Source organism: Nocardia sp. NPDC049526 (genome assembly GCF_044465765.1).
Lineage (GTDB): Bacteria > Actinomycetota > Actinomycetes > Mycobacteriales > Mycobacteriaceae > Nocardia.
On sequence record NZ_JBITMA010000004.1, the window covers coordinates 667,529 to 684,656 of the forward strand.

Below are 17,128 nucleotides of genomic sequence, written 5' to 3' on the forward strand. Positions count from 1 at the left end.
CTCGCCCGGCTCATGCCCAATATCGGTCAGCCACAGGCCGAAACGCTCACCGTCGGGCTGCGGCACGACCGGTGCCTCGGTCGCAATATCCTGGCTCGCCACCGGGCGGTGCTCGGTGCTGTCTGCGACTGTCGGCTCCGCGGGCAACAGCGGCCCCAGCTTCAGCATGGCTTGGTACTGCAGCATTCTGAATGTCACAGGGCGCACACCGAGGGCCTGTGCGACCTCTCGCGGTGCCAAACCGAACTTGAACCGCATTTCGATGCACGCCAGCTGCCGCGCGGACAGCTCGCGCCTGGCCAGCCGCCACACCCGCTTCCAGTTTGCCTCCCAAGCCTTTTCGAACGCGACGAACGCTGCCCGCGATGCCGAAACAGGCCGAGCCGGGCCTGCCTCGGCGTCGGCATCGTCTGTCTCGTCGGAATCGGGCAGCTCGTCGGAATCGGGCAGCTCGTCGGGATCGACTGCCTCGACCGCTTCGACTATCTCGCTGTCATCGACCGTCTCGGCCGCATCGACAGCGGACGCTTCGTCCGCCGCGGGCTCTTCCTGCGACATCAGATAGACCACACGCGCGACAGCGCGCTTCTGCAACGAAGGAATATCCATGCCCTTGGGCAACCGCTGCGCGATCTGCCACAGCTCCAGCTCCTCGGGCCCGAACCTCAGTCTCATGAACTGCTTTTGGTATTCGGACCTCAGCTTCAGGTCGACGACATTCCACACCCTCTGCCGCGACTGCTCGTCACCAGCCAGTGCCTCCGTGACCGCATCCAATGCCGGGCTGGTCCAGGCCGCAACCGGCTCGCCGCCGGTGAGTGCCTCCGCCACCAAGCGAATGGCGCGCTTGTATGTGGAGGGCAAATCGTCGATCTCGGGCAACAGGGGCGCGATCTGGGGCAGTGTGGGTTCGGTCTGCCCCGGCTCCAGCACGAACTGCCCCGGCTCCGGGGCGAACTTCAGCTTCAGCAACCGCTTTTGCTTCTTGGAATTCAACCGGCCCACGGCCTTCCAGAACTCCGCTATCGACGCCGCATCACCCTCCAGAGCAGCCCGGACCACCTGCATCGCCGGGCCATCCGGACTGACGGGCGCCTTGGCGCCGCCGATGAGCCTGTCCACAACACCCTGCAGAGCGCGTTGCTGCAGCGATTGGATATCCCGGACCTCCGGCATCAACGTGGCGATCTGCGTCAGCGTGGGTTCCGTCTGCCCCGGCTTCAGATCGAACTGCCCCGGCTCCGGCGCGAACCTCAGCTTCAACAGCCGCTTCTGGTTCTCGGAATTCAATTTGTCGACGGCGCTCCAGAACGCCTCGACCGACTTCGCGCCGCCGCGCAGAGCCGCACGGATCGTATCTACTGCGGGGCTGCCGAATCCGGAACGTTTCGGGTCGGCATTGACGACATCGGCGGCCGACTCACCTTTGGCAAGGTCTTCTGCCACATGCCGGACAGCGCGCGTCAGCAACGACCGGAGATCCTTGACCTCGGGCATCAGCGGCGCGATATCCCGCAGCGTGGGTTCGGTCTGTCCCGGCTTCAGATCGAACTGCCCAGGCTCCGGCGCGAATTTCAAACGCAACAGCCGTTGTTCGTTGTCCGCGGTCAACCGGCCGACTGCACTCCAGAACCTCCGCACGGACTCCGCGTCACCGGCCAAGGCGGTCCTGACAGCCGCCATCGCGGGGCCGATGGGCGCCTGGTAGGCCTCACCGCGGGTGAGCATGGCCGCCACATGGTGAAGCGCGTGCACCCGCAGCGCCCGAATATTCTTCGCGTGGACCAGCTGCTGGACGATCTCCTTACGGGTGACTGGCGGCTGACCCGGCTCCCGCCCGTAGATCAGCGTCATCAACCGCTTCTGGTCCTCGGTATCCAACCGATCGACCGCATTCCAGAACTCCCGCACCGACTCCGCATCACCGTGAAGGGCCGCATCGACCACTTCCTGGGCCGACCTGCCGGCATACGCACTTGACCGCAATGCCGCCAATGTGCCGCCCGGAACCGGCTGCGCGGCACCGTTTTCGGCCGGCTCACTGCTTTCTGGAGTCTGCTTCGATACCTTGCCCGGGTCACGGCCTGCGTCGCTATCGGTCCTGTTGCCGGTGATGTTTCCGACGCGGGGCCGACGCGGCCCGTCGGAGGGTGCGGCCGGAGCCGCTTCCTGCTCCTCCCAGGTGGTCTCGAGCGGGCGGACCGGATCGCCGTTCTCATCGAGTTCGATGACGTGGGTGTAGGCCACCAGACCGGCCGCGTCGCCGGGAACGAACTCACCGACCGTATTGCCGCTGCGGTCGAACTTCAGCAGTTCACCGTTGTGGTTGACCACGAAGTAGGCGTGTGTGCGAGGTTCGGAATCGCCGAGCGCGTGGTAGGTATCGATCACCAGCATGCCGCGGCGGTGGTTGCTTTCGCGCTGAGTCGCAGTCGGCTTCTGGCCGGGTTCGACGCCGAACAGCTTGGCGGCGATGGCCTCGTGCCCTGCGACTCCGCGGCCGATGTCGTCGGCGTGCCCACCGGCCAGCCACGACAGCGCGGCGCCGGGGGTGCCCTCCTCGTCGATGGCGACCGACGGCATGGTGACGACTCGCCGCCCATCGCGCACATCGTGGTAGTAGTCATTGACTGCCTGCCCGGCCAGCGGCGCACACAGGCCGTCCTTCGGCGGCGGCCCCACCGGACCGGCCGTGGGGTCGGTGGCCGGGAGGCCGAGCTCGCGAAGTTCGCGGGCGAGTTTGATCCGAGATGCGTGCCGATCCGCCGTCTCCTGCATGTGCTGCGCGGCCTCGGCGTCGGCCCGCTTGACATCGATGAAGTAGGTGGCGGCGGCATGCAGCTCCTCGTAGTCGGACTCGAGGATATCCGCCGGATAGTCGTCGATCGCCTGATCCGGTTGCGCCACATACGATTCCACGATTTCCGGTACGTCCTCGGGCTGAGCCGCGAACACCCTGCGGACCACGGCGGTCAGCGCATCGACCTGCTGCTCGCGTTCGATATCGCGTTGCAGCCGACCGCGCCAATCGGACTCGGGCGTCGCGTGCTCGCCGGTGCCGTCGGTGGGGCCGCTTCCGGACCGTATCGGGCTCCACGTCATTCCGGTGAGGCCCCCGCCCGACCACATCGTGGCGGAGCTGTTGCGGAGTGACGAGCCCGCCACTCCGCCGCCGATACCGGCCACGAAGGCACCGCCTACCCCGTCGAAGCCGGAGGACGGCAGCGTATCGGTACCCTGCCCACCGAACAGCACCGGCGGGCCCATCACGAAAATTGTCTTCGTCAGCGCGTGGAGGAGCCGCTTCTCCAGTTCGGCACGCTCACGCTTCAGTCGCATCAGCTCGAACGCCAGACCCTGCAGTCGGCTGAGATCGGCGCCCCTGCCTACGGTATCGATGAGTTCTCGCTGCAGTTCGGCCCGTGTATTCCCGCTCTCGCGTAGCAGCGCGGCAAGTGCGCCGAGGTTCGTACGCTCGGTCTGCAGCCGGGACAAACGCTCTCGAGCCTGCTCCAACCGGATGACCGCCGCTGCCCGCTGCGCACCCGTCTCGGCATGGGAACGATGCAGCGCGGCGAGCCGACGCACGGCGAGCCGTTCCGCTGAATGTGCCTGTGCCAAAGCATCCGCCAGCAGGTCGAGCACGCCGGATTGGAATGTGGCCGTCGCATTCTCGGCGACGAACTCGGAAGCGATGCCACGCAGTCCGTCCAGGGCAGCCAATTCCCGCAGGGCGTCGATGGCCGGCGAGCTGCCCGCGGGTCCGAGCTCTATCGCCTGATTCCGGACCCACTCCGGTGTCAGTTCCTCCTCGGCGATATCGCTGAGCAAACCGGCCAGCCGTGCCGCCAGCGCTGCTCGGCGATCATGCAATTGTCGAAGCTGCTCACGATCGAACTCATCCGGGCGCACACCGAATCGGGCGCCATACCGAGTAAGGAACTCGCGCAGGCTGTCCCGCCGATCCGTCGTCAGCAACCGCAAAGCGATCAGCTCTGCGCCCAGCCCGACCCAGCCGACCGTGGGTTCTTCCGGCGCCGGTCGCGCGAACAGTTGCCACGCCATGGCAGAGTCCAGCTCGAGTTCGCGATCACGCAACTGCAGTCGCTGTGCGTCGATGGCATCGATCGCGTTCTTCGCCTCGCGCAGCCGCTCGAATTCCACTGCCAGCGGCTCCAATTCGAGCACGCGGAGCAGATCGTCACCGAGCAGCGTTGCGACCTGCGCGACCGCCGGAGCATCCAGATCCACCCCGGGCAGCGCATCCGCGAGCTGCATACCGGCCGTTGTGAACCGGTCTCCCACGACTTGCTCGACTGTAGCGTTCGGATGCAATTGCCCAGGCTTCCAACCACAGTCGGGAACACCGAGCACCTGCTGTGGCAACAGCGGAGCGTCCTGGACCAGATGACGCTTGGCTGCGAGCTGGGCAAACTTGCGGGCCTGAGCTACCAGTGACCTGAACTCCTCGGCACGTTCGCTGTCCCGGTAGGTCTCGAGGAGTACTGCTTCCAGCCGGTCGATGAGCGTGATCCGGAAGTGGAGCCGATCGGCCTCGCGCACCAGCTTCAGCTGTTCGGACCGCCTGTCGAACACTCCCCTGAGGTAGTTCGTCAGCTCGGCCTGATGCCCCTGCGCCGAGACCAATGCGAACGCTCGCTCGGCCCCGGCCTCATCGCTCACCGTCCCGGGCTGCCATCCACCGGCTTGTTCCAACGCCCGGTAGACGACGGAAAGCTGTTGCTGCACCTTCTCGGCAGTGTGCGCTCCCGGATCCAGATCCGCTGTGCCCAAACCATATTCGGTCAGCAGTTGCGCGTGGATCTGCTCCAGGCGCAGTTCGTCGGCGCGGCGCGTGGCGTCGAGGGCTTCGGGCAGTTCGGGCCCGGCCGGCTCGTCACCCTCCCCCTGCGACTGCGAGGGACCGTCCCCACTTCCGCCGTCGTCGCCGCGACCGCCCGAGTCGGCATCGCGGTGGTTGTCGCCTCCGCCGCGGACATTGTCGATGCCTTCGGAGTGCGTGCGGTCATCGTGGTCGGGAACACCCCGGTCCGACTCATCCGAGGCGTTCGCCGCTGGCAGATCCAGTTGCACGACCGTGCCGTAGCGGTCGATCACGATCAACTCGCGCAGCCCCGCGATCGGCCTACGGCTCAGTTCCTCCGCCAGCTGCCCGACACCGACAGCCGCCTCGATCAGATCGACCACGACCCGGGTGGCCTTCTTGCCCACCACCGTGTGCTCGAGCCACGAACGCAATGCCCGAACCCCCGGCACCGGCGGCGCCGCATGCGCGAATTCCCGGCCGTCGAGACGCAGATCTGCTGCGGCATCGCCTCGTTCACCACCGTCCGTCTCGACCCGGAAACCCGTACGGGCCAACACAATTGCCGAAGCATGCTGAGCCGCAGTGAGGTCCCCGGCCAGGTCCGCCGGTGCGCTGGGTACACCGACAGCCTGGCCACGAACCCGACCCCTCGGCGCCCCACGAGCGATGATCTCGGCACGATCGCGACCTTCGACGAACACCCGGCCCGCACCGGGGTCTTTCCCCACGACGATCCCGAGCACTCTGCCGACCCCTGCGGCTCGTTCGGCCAGCCACGCCCGGACTTCCGTTTCGCCGACCCAGCGCCGGACCCGTCCTCCGACCTTCTCGAACACCTCGACTTGGCCGTCGGCACGCATCTTCACGGCGAACGCATGCCCACCCGCATCACCGAATTCCATGACACCGGCCACCGCACGCCGCTTGGTCGGATCCTTGCGAGCCGCCGGATCGTCGACCAGCTGCAATACCCCGAGCAGTCCGCCGATACCGAGTCCGAAACCACGTTCCTTCCACTCCTGTCCGACGCCACGCGCGATCGCTTCCTCGTCCACCCCCAGCTGGTCGATTTCCGGCGAATCAGCCAAACCCGGCCCACGGGCCACGCCGATCTCGTCCTGGAAATCATTGATGAATCCGACCATCGCCGGCGCGCAATTGAACGGCCCATTCCGCAAAACATCCGGAACCTCGAACACAGCTGTCTCACCAACAACCGGTGGACCATCAACGCGAGGCTCGAGACCGACCTGGTGCGACGGCTTCGGGTCCGGCAGCTGTCGCGGGGCGGTCGTCAGCGCGACGGTTTGTGCCAAGGCCGCATCCAGTCGCCGATGCAGCTCGGCACGCACGTTGTGCAGACGGCCCAGCCCGGGATCCGCATCCAGCCGTCTACGTGCCTCGATATGATCCTCGTCGGCAAAATCGCTCTGGATCAAGACGCCTTCGATCCTGATATCCAGATATTTCCCGGTCTCGAGCAGCACACTCGCGAGATCACCGAGCTTCTTGCGCTCAGCCCGTAACCGCGCCAACCTCTCTTCCGCCTGCCGCAACCGGATGATCGCGGCCGCCATCTGCCCAGCTGTCTCAGCGGACTGTGAACGACCCAGGGCGGCCAGCCGATACGCCGAATTCCGTTGCTCCGCATGCGCTTCCGCGAGCGCATTCTCCAGCTTGTCGAACACCTCGGCACGGAACCCGGCGGCTTTGTTCTCATCGACGAATTCGGCGGCGTCGCGCAATATCACGTCGAGTTCGACCAAATCCCGAATAGCGTCGAACACCGGGGAGCTGCCCAGCTCCGGCCCCAGTTGCTTCGCCATTTCGTCAACCCAGGCAGACGTCAAATCCTGCGCGGTGACATCGCTGAGCAACCCCGCGAGCTGTTCCGCCAGCGCAGCGCGGCGATCCCGCAACTGCTCCAACTGCTCATTGTCGAATTCGCCCGGGTGTACTCCGAATCGGGCGCCATCACCAACGAGATACTCGCGCTCGGCGTCCAGTTCAGCCGTTGTTCGCAGCCGCAACGCGATGAGCTCCACCCCCAGACCGATCCGTGCGGCCGGCAAGCCATGCGGTTCCGGCACCATTCCAGCCAGGGAATCGTCCAACCGGCGGGCGGCGTCACGCAGCCGGTCGGCCTGCGCTTCGATCGCATGGATCGCGTTCTTCACCCCGCGCAGCCGCTCGAATTCCACTGCCAGCGGCTCCAATTCGAGCACGCGGAGCAGATCGTCACCGAGCAGCGTTGCGACCTGCGCAACAACCGGAGCATCCAGATCCACACCGGGCAGCGCATCCGCGAGCTGCATCCCGGCCATCGCGAACCGGTCACCCACAACCTGCTCGACCGCCGCATCCGGATGCAATTCCCCAGGCTCCCAACCACAATCGGGAACACCGAGCACCTGCTGCGGCAACAGCGGCAGGTTGCGTGCCTCGCTCAATTCGGCAGCGAAACCGCCGAGCTCGGCGACCTGGGCTGCCAGCGATCGGAACTCCTCGCCACGCGCACTGTCCGAATATGTCTCGAGCAGGAGCGCGTCCAACCGGTCGATCATCGTGATCCGAGCATGCAGACCATCGACTTGTGCGATCCGCCCGTACCGATCCCTCAACGCCTGCCCGAGCTCTTCCCGCACTCCCGGCGGAAGGTGTTCCGGCAGCAGGGTGAGAGCCCGCTGCACCCCGGCGTCATCGGTCACCGTTCCGGGGGGCTGACTGCTCTGCTCCTCCATTTCCCGATAGAAGTCGGACAGCTTCGTCTGCAATTTTTCCGGGGTCAGATCCGCGGTGCGATAACCGTTTTCGATCACCAGTTCGGCAAGTACCTGCTGCAGGCGCAGTTCGTCCGCGGATCGGATGGCAGCCAGGGCAACCGGCAGCTGCGGGCCGGCCGGCTCGTCGCCGAACTCCGGCGGCAAGGGTGGTCCGTCGCCACCGTCGTCGCCGCGGCCGCGCCCACCCGACTCGGCGTTGCCCTGATCATCGCTGTGGATGTGATCGGAGTCCTTGCGCTCGTGCGCATCCGGAGCGGATCCATTTCCATCCGACGCATCCGATACATCAGGTCGATCCAGCTGCACGACAGTGCCGTAGCGGTCGATCACCACCAGCTCGCGCAACCCCGCGATCGGCCGGTGGTTCAACTCCCGCGCCAGCTCCTGAACACCGGCACCGGCATCGACTAGGTCGACCACGATCCGATCGGCTTGCCGACCTGTGACCACATGCTCGAGCCATGAGCGCAGCGTCCGGACACCGGACACCGGCGGCACGGCGTGTGCGAACTCCCGGCCGTCGAGGCGCAGGTCCCGGCCGCGCTCGACCCGGAAACCTGCCCGGTCCAACAGCTTTGCCGACGCACGCTGCGATCGGCTCCAAGTCTCGGTCGAGCCGAGGATCGCCCCCGCAGATTCGGTGCGCATCCCGACCGCCAAGCCGCGGATACGTCCCCTCGGCGCCGCACGAGCGATGATTTCGGCACGATCGCGACCTTCGACGAACAGCTTGCCCGAGCCCGGCGTCTTTTCGACGACAATCCCGAGTACTCGGCCGACCTTTCCGGACCATTGGGCGAGCCACGCCCGGACTTCGGCATCGCCGACCCAGCGCTGCACTTTCCCGCCGACCTTCTCGAAGACCTCGATCCGGCCGTCGGCACGCATCTTCACGGCGAACGCGTGCCCACCCGCATCACCGAATTCCATGACACCGGCCACTGCCCGGCGCTTACTCGGATCCTTGCGGGCCGCCGGATCGTCGACCAACCGCAGGACCGCGAGCAGTCCTTCGGTCCCGAGCCCGAACCCATCCTCTTCCCACTCGAGGCCGATCCCGCGTGCGATCGCCTCCTCATAGACACCGTGCTGATCGATTTCCGGCGAATCGGCCAACCCCGGTCCGCGCGGCGCGCCGATCTCGTCCTGGAACTCGTTGACGAACCCGACCATCCCGGGCGCACAGTTGAACGGCCCATTCCGCAGCACATCCGGGAGTTCGAATGTGGCTGTCTCGCCGGTGACTTCGATGCCGCTCCCGGCGATCACCGCCGGATCGGCCGCACCGACACCACGATGCACACTATCGCTGCCGCCGATCTCCGGCGGCAGCGATACCGGCAATTCAGGAATATCGGTGACATTCGACAGCGCGGTATGTCCGAAATACTCCAACGCCTCCCGGATACGCGTCAGCCTGGCCGGATCAGCCGGCTCGAGGCCCCGCAGGAAACGGCGGACCAAGTTGGTGCCTACCTCGGCTCGCCGCGCGACCTGCAGTACCTCGGCATTCGACAGACGCCGTGGCACCTGTCCGGCGGAATCGGTAGCTACCACGGAATCCACTGTGGCCGTGGCAAATTCCTGCCAGCGCACCGCGAGATAGCGGTCGACGAGCTCAACCAGCTCTATCAGCTCGGGCGAACCCAGGTCCTCGGCCATCCGCCGCAGCGCGGCCAACGGCTGTTCGGGATCTCCGAGCACAAATCCACGGTCCAACTCCGGCACAGCCAGAATCCGGCACAATAGGCGGTCCAGGCGCTCGGCGTCGGCCGCTCCCTGTGCCTGGAGCGACAACCTCAGCCTTTCGCGTGCGGCATGCGAGCGCCCCGCGGCCTTGGTCATCGTCATCGTGCGCTCTGCGATCCTCGCGTCGGCTCGCACCCGCTCGCCCAGCCATGCCGCAACCTGCGCCGCGACATCATCGACGTCCCGGTTCTGCACCATGTGCTGCCACTGCTCAGCCGATATCAACCGCAGTTGCATCTGGATGATCTCCACCGCGTGCCGCAACCCGCCCTGGGTGAGCACACCGCGCTGCAACCCCAGCCGTTGTGTCAGTTCATTGACCAGGATGGAGATCGCAGCGTCGTCGGGCGCCGTGTCGCCGTCGGGTACCGGCCTTTCGACAGGTGGGCGAGCGCCGATCAGTCCCTCGGGACCACGGTCCGGCGTCGGCCGGTGGCCGGAGCCGCCCGGGATCGAATTCGATTGCGACCCTGAATCAGCCGCGGCAACCGAGGTATTCAGTGCGGGTATGGCCACTGCTTCGCCGATTTGCCCGCTCGTTGGTGTCGGTTCGATCAGGACATTGCGCAGGAGAGCAAGTTCGGCCTCGGTCACGCCGAGGCTTCGCAAGAAGGCCGGGGCGCCCCCTTGGTGGTCGAGGAATTCGAGGACCTTGCGGATAGCGACAGGTTCGGTGGCTCGCCCCCAACTGCCCGGCAGTCCTTTCAGGCGGTGGAGGTTCGCGTTCGTGAGGGCGTAATCGTGCACGATTGCCTCGGTCCGAACACCGACGGCAGCGAGCAGCAACGCGGTGAGAATTCCGGTGCTGTCCCTTCCATGGATGCAGTGAATCAGGACGGCACGCCGCTCGGGATCAATAAGGTGTCGCACCGCCAGAACAATTGCCTGCGCACTGACTGTCGATGTCAAAGTCTGCAGGTAGAGTTTTGTGAAGTTGTTCTTTCCGCGGGGAAGTTCACCGTCGGTGCTGACGGGCAGATTGACACACTGAATTCCGGCCCCGGGCAGTAACCCGTGGCCCCCCTCCAATGATTGTTCGGGCGTTCGCAGGTCGAGCACCACGTCGACCCCGAGATTGCGCAATGTGCGCACATCGGACTCGGTGGCGTATTGCGGGGTGCTGGACCGGAAAAGCACCCCGAAGCGTGTACGCCTGCCATCGCCAGTCGGCAGTCCACCTATGTCACGCGCATTGGGGACCTGCTCCAGCGACAGCTGCCGCTCACCGAGACGCGTCCCCCATTCTCTGTCCCCCTGGTCGGCACGCTCGAGGACGGCATGCAGTATTTCCAGCGCCTCCCAGCGGTCCAGCGCGTGCTGACCGAGCTTGCCCAGGTTGTCCGGCGCCAGATCCTCCGCCTCGACCCCGAGTCGTCGTGCCAGCTGCTTCCATTCATCCTCCACCTCACGGCGACGACCCACCAGTTCGTCCCGGCCCTGCCCGAGGCTCTCCAGCTCAGCCCGATTGCTCTCGGGATCGGTTTTCGTCTTCGAGGTTTCGTTTGCAGAGAACGGAAAAAGCGTGAGCCAACGCTGATCGCTGCTCAACCGACGTTGCTCGAACTCGCCGTCTTCACCGCGACGCATTTCCAGTTGAGCAATGTCGAACAGCCGCAATTTTACGCCGACGTCGTTCCATTTCGACCCGTCGGTGTCGACCGGCGATATCAACGACTCCGGATCGGGCCATGGGTACCCGAATTCACTTTCATCGACTACAGAGATGTATCGGAGTTCGATGTTCTCGGCCCGCTCCAGCGCGGTGGCAAACTCCGGGTCGACCAGCGCGTATTCGAGCGCGTCGAGGTAATCGAAATGCGCACCGGGATTGTGGACGCGCGGACCCAGCACCGTCACCACGGTTTTTTGGAGCTTCCCGTCCTCTCGGAGTTTCTTCTCACTGAAGCCGACAAATGGCGTCACAGCCTGCGCGTTGGCCGCCTCGAATATTTGCGGCCATACACGGCGGCACGCCATGAGGTCACTTATTCGAGCGATGCGGGAATCGAAATCCGTCACTCGATTGACGAGCGACACGACATGCCCCGGCAACCGATGTGGCAGCGGGTCCGAATTGTTCGAGCCCAAATGTCGCGACCGGATCCCGAAACCGGCGGCCAATCGACACCACTCGTCGCGAGGGTCGCCGCGTTGCGCTACCGATTCGGCGCGAGCGGCCGGCGAGATGTGGGGAAGAGCGATATGTTGATCCAGCTCATCGATGCGCCGGGTCAGCTCGAAGAGCGCTCGAAGATCGTCCAATTGCCCGGCCACACCCATGTGCTCGGCCAGTACCTGCAGAACAACCCGCCACGGCGCCCTGGCAGCGGCCGCATGCTGCTGTCTGGTTCCATCCCGATTGCGGAGCCGGTCGATGAACGAGTCGAGAGATTCCTCGGAGAACGCTGTGCCCGCCTCATCAACCTGGATTTCGATAACCGGAATACCCTGTCGCTCCAGCGCTGCCCGCAACCGGGGGTCCATGGCGCGACCGTCTTCGCCGGTCCCCGTGAAGACCTCGATATATGGGACCGCGCCCGTGAAGAGCCGCGCTTGCGGGCCCAGCGGTTCCCCACCCCGGGCTGCGGCCGCATCCGCGAGAATCGTCCTCCACGCCTGAGCACGTCGCCGTGCGACAGCGGACCGCACCTGCCGAACCAGACGGCGATACAACAGCCGCTCTCCGGGGGTGGTGCGTTCCTCGGGCAAGTTTTCCAGGATCGCGACGATATCGGCATTCGCGTCCAGCGATCCTCGTCGCATCGCCTCCATTATTTCCGGGAGGACGGCAGCACCGGCTTCGGCGTATGCCTCGACCAATCCTTTTCGCAGCGCTTCCGAGCGAGCGAGCTCTTTGTCCTGAGCGAAGCTGTACCCGGTGAACTGATCACTCAACCAATTGTCGAATTTCAGGGCACGAACCGCAGGTGGCTGTCTTCTGAATTCTTTCCGCAGCTCAGCAATGACGGCTTCTTGATCCAGTCGCAGCAAAAAGAAGGTCAGTACGTTCCAGCCCTGGAAGTGGAGAGCGTGCATCAATTCGTGTACGAAGATCAAATACCAGGCGCGATCGGCCGAGCCGCGGTGGAAGTTCGTTTCTATATCGGCCTGAAAGCCGCGTTCAACACTTCGGGGATTCCGCATCCAGTGCGCGCCGAGGGTGATCGATCGGGGCCCCATGGTAATGGCATATTCCCCCTTCGGACGACCCCCCAACCGAATCACACTCGGGTCGATCTCGGGGTGCAATCGATAGACATCACGGAGCGCGGCGTTCACCTGCTGGACCGCGCGCGGATCGCTCCCGAAAGCGTCCAGACCGACAGTCAGGACGCCGAATTCTTCCAAGAGCGCCGCACCGACCGCTCGTCCGGCCTCAGCGGACGTCGTCGCTTCCTCGATCGGAATACGCGGGCTGTATGCGTCGCGGCGGTGCCATATTCTGGCCTGTTCAACCAGCAACAGATACAACACCCGCTGGCCATCCGTGAAGCCACCGACCTCGACCGCGGCGAACGACGAATACAGTGCCCAACTCGGCCCGAAGGCCTGCTCCGAATCCGTGACCTTCGGATTGAAACAATCCTTGTCGAAGTTTTCCCGCAGCCAATCGCCGAAGCTCAGCCGCTGTCCCTGGCCGCTCTCGTCATGAAAACGCCGCAGCCGCTCCAGCGCCAGCGGCGCGGCACGCCATTGACCGGCGATATCGAGGCTCTCGGCGAGGGCGCGAACCGTCTTGTCGTACACCACCCCCTCGGCAAGGGCCGGATCCGATGCAAGCCGCTCGCTCAGTCCCACCGACTGCGTGTAGACCGATCCGGTAAATGCCGGCCCGGTGGTCTCGGGTAGCACGTACCCCGCCACTACGCGGACCTCCTGCTGCTGCGCTCCGATCGCGAACCCGCCGCGCACTTCGATTTCGCTGTGCGCCCAGCACATATCGACGATCGCCTGCGCGAACTCGCGGGCTGCCCTGTGCGTGATTGCCCGCAGCCCGAATCCGACAACGTCGAGGCCCAGCGTCGAGCTCAGCACGGTCTCGATCACGCGTGGGTCGTCGATGTTCTCGAATTCCTCGTTTGCGCCGTTCGAATCGTCGCCGAGCGTCGCCGCCAGCGACGCGGCCTCGGACCCCTCCGGCAATTCCTGCAACACATTCCACGGTTCCGACGCGGTCCACGGTGCTCCGCCCGCGTCTCCGACAATCGCGTTCACCAACTCGGCGACGGTCTCGCGCTGCAGCCGAAGGAATTCAGGTCCGCTGCGCCGCAGCCCCAGCCGCTGCGCCAGTTCGCGCAACGATTTCCGTTCCCAGAGCCATCCCCGGATATACTCTTGCTGCTGTTCGGTCAGACCCGCAACGGCGGACCACACCCGATTGCTGTCTGCATCACGCACTGCCCGATATCTCGGATCATTGTCGAGCACATCGGGCCGGGCCGAACGCATCTCAGCGAGAAGGCTCGCCCGGAACCGGCCGAACCGCACCTGCTCCTCCGGCCGAGCTGGTCCCTCTGTTGGACCATCCGCATCGGAGGTGCCGCGATCACCGGCCTCGGGCTGCTGTGGGTCTTCCGGTTTGCTGAATCGCACATCGACTTCGGTGAATTCACCGTAGAAATGATCACCTTCGATCGAGCCCGCACCGTCGTCGCCTTTGAGGGAGAGGGTACGAACTCGGGTGTAACCGTATTCACCGGCCACGATGCCCGTGAAAGTGCGTCGCGCCGCATCCTCGGGAGGCAATCCCGCCTTCAGGAGCTTGTTGAAGGTTTCGAGGTTCGACCCCAGCCAGCCACGTACATTGTCGGGAGTCAGGTCCTGGGGACGAATCAACTCACCGGCTACGTTGTAGAAGTTCCAGTGCCCATGGATTTCCCGCACCGGACGGGGAAGAGAATCCATGAGATGCCGGAACATCTCACGTCCTGATGGCGTGCCGGGACCAGCTTCTATGGTGAGACGGAGAACACCGTCTTCAATTTCTGCAGTAACTCCGTAATCCCTTGTCCCATACCGGCGCTCGTAGTCCGCAGCGTCCAATTCGGGAAAATCGGTCCACCCACCACGGCGGTCGCCGTCGGATACTGACGCTTCGACAGGAGGGCGGGCGCCGATCGGCCCCTTGGGACCACGGCCCGGCTTCGGCCGGCGGTCGGTGCCGAGTGGATCCTTCGACCGACCGCCCTCTTCGAAGATGATCCAGTTGATCTCGGTCGCACCGGCGGCCGCGGCCTCGGCGATCCAGGTGTCCACGTCGGCGCCGCGCACGATGCCGCCCACGGCATTGTCGAAAACGATGACTTCGCCGGGCTTCAGGTTCAGATGTGCGTTGCGGGCCGCGTATTCCGCGGTGACCTTGAATACCGCGAACGCGTGCGCGCCCTTGTCTGCGAAGTCCATCGTGCCAGCGATGGCACCGCCATGCGACCACACGTGTTCCACCACAGCTTTCAAGCCGTTCAGACCGTAACCGGCCGGCGAATCCTCCCAGTTCGCATCGAGTCCGCGGGCAAATGCGAAACCAGTCATCCCTTGCGCTGCAAGGTTTTTGGTTACCCTCGCGGGTTTGATGCGACCCCCCAAGGGGCCGAAGAAATCCTTGACCTCCGCTTGTACGAGCGCACCGCAGATCCGTTCGCCCCGGTGCTGATGGGCGCCGATCCGATCCCATTCCCAGGACACGACGCTGCCGTCGGCGGCGGTCGCCCGGCCACGGCCGTACCCGCCGGACACCTGGTAGCCGAGGTCACGGATGGCCTGCAGCACCCGCTCCCGGGTCCACAGGTCGACAGACTGGTTCGCCAGCACCCGTTCGACAGTCGTCGAGCTCGTTCCCGCACGCTCGGCGACATCAGCGATGGTGACCCGGCGGCGAGGGGTGCCGACGTCGAAACCGAGCCGCTCCCCTTCTGTTGCCAGCCGCCGCGCGGTATTCGCGGCCACCGGACGTCCGTGGTGGGCTCGGTGTGCTTGTGCCAGGCCGGTTCCGGCCGCGTCCGCCACCTCGGCCAGCCCGACCCGCATTCGCACGCCCGGACGTACCGGCCCCCGTTTACGAGGCTGGTAACCGGTTTCGGCGATCGCTTCGGTCACCTTCTGCCGCGTTTCCTCGGACACCGGCAGACCGTTGATCACCCTGCTGACCGTGCTGGGGACAACTCCGGCCGCCCTTGCCACATCTTGAAGCGTCACGGGCCGGACTTTGTCCGCCGGCGCCGCATCGACAAGGTCGGCGACATCGGTGAGGGCACCACCCAGATCCGAATACGCCTGCAGCACAACCCGTTTGTTCTCCAGGGAGCCCTTGCGCTGCCCGAGAATCCGGTACACCGTGCTCTCGGACAATCCGGTCTCACGCGCGATCGCGGGGATCGACGGTCGAACCGCCGGACGCGAAGTCTGCTCGGTGTCGGTCTGTGATACCTGCTCGGCGATGGCGGCCGCCCTGGCCTGCAGATCATGGAATGCCTGCAGCACGACGCGCCTGGTCTGTGCGGAACCGCCCCCTTGGTTGAGAACCTTGTACACAGTGCTCTCGGACAGCCCCGTCTCACGCGCGATCGCGCGGGCCGACGGTCGGCCCGCGCGGTCCAAGAGTGGGTGGGATGCGTTGTCGTCGAGATCAGCGAGCGTGCCGCCCAGATCCTCATAGGCTTGCCGCACAACGCGCTTGGTCTCCGCGGACCCCTGCTGCTTCATCAGAGCCCTGTGCACGGCGCTCTCGGAAAGGCCCGTTTCCTGTGCGATCGCGGCAATCGACGGACGGCTCGAAGGACGTGGCTCCCGCTCAACGGGTGCCTGCACCGGCGCCGCCTCGATGTCGAGCGCTCCAGCCAGTTCCGCAATGGCAGAACGAAGCATGTCGACCAATACGGGCCCGTCGAAACCGGTGGTCTCGGCCAGCGCGGTGAGAGCTTCCCCGTCGCGGAACCGGCGCAGTACGACCGTGCGTTCGCCCTGGCTGCGTAGTCCGGTCAGCGCGTCCCACATCCGGTCCGCTTCCACCTGCGCCAGCCGCTCGGCCAGCGGGGAGTACCTGAGGAATTCGGACACCCGGCGTTGGAAGTGCGGGTACTCGCGTCGGAAGTGGTCGAATGCGAGCCGTTCCGACGCAATGGCGAGAATCCGCCTCAAGGTGAGCTGCCGGCGTGTCAGATATTCCCGGGCCGCTCGCTCGAACGTTTCGCGCGCGACGGTTGCCACGACTTCACGGTTGCCGCGAGTCTGGGCCGACAGCCGATCTGTGAGCTGCCTGCCATACCGCCGATTCAGCTCCGCTGCCACATCGGTCTCGCGTGCGGCAGCCGCCGCGCCAGGTGATTTCGGACGTCGATAATCGGTGGTCGGGTCGGGGGCCCGGGCCGGCGGGGCCGGCATCAGCTCATGCGGGCGGACCGGATCCCCGGTGGCGCTCAGATCCGCTCGCCCCGCGATCCAATGCTCTTCACCAGCCGGGAACAGCCGGGCGGCGCGGCGACTCCAGTGTTCGACCGGCTCGCCCTCGCTGTCGAATTCGATGACATCGACCCGGCCCACACCGTCGGCTTGGCGCGCGAGCCAGTCGGATACGGCGCTTTCGCCGACGATCCAGCCGTCCACCGCCTCCGGATCGCCGGAATCCAGAACCGCGATCTCGCCCACCCGGTCGTGCAGGACCGGATAGGCGTCGGCCAAAGCCTCGTCGACTTTGGTGACGGCGATAGCGTGATGGCCGATCTGCTCGGTCCGCACCACGCCACGATCGAGGACCGGCTGCAGGACTTCG

1 protein-coding gene (only partly in view) is annotated in these 17,128 nt (G+C 65.4%); it reads right to left on the reverse strand.

This entire window lies inside a single protein-coding gene on the reverse strand: locus ACIBW7_RS16440, encoding an HpcH/HpaI aldolase/citrate lyase family protein. The 126,159-nt coding sequence extends 38,742 nt beyond the window's left edge and 70,289 nt beyond its right edge, so the window shows coding positions 70,290-87,417 (codon 23,430, partial, through codon 29,139, complete); the first complete codon in reading order (the gene reads right to left) occupies positions 17,125-17,127. Both codon boundaries (start and stop) fall beyond the window edges.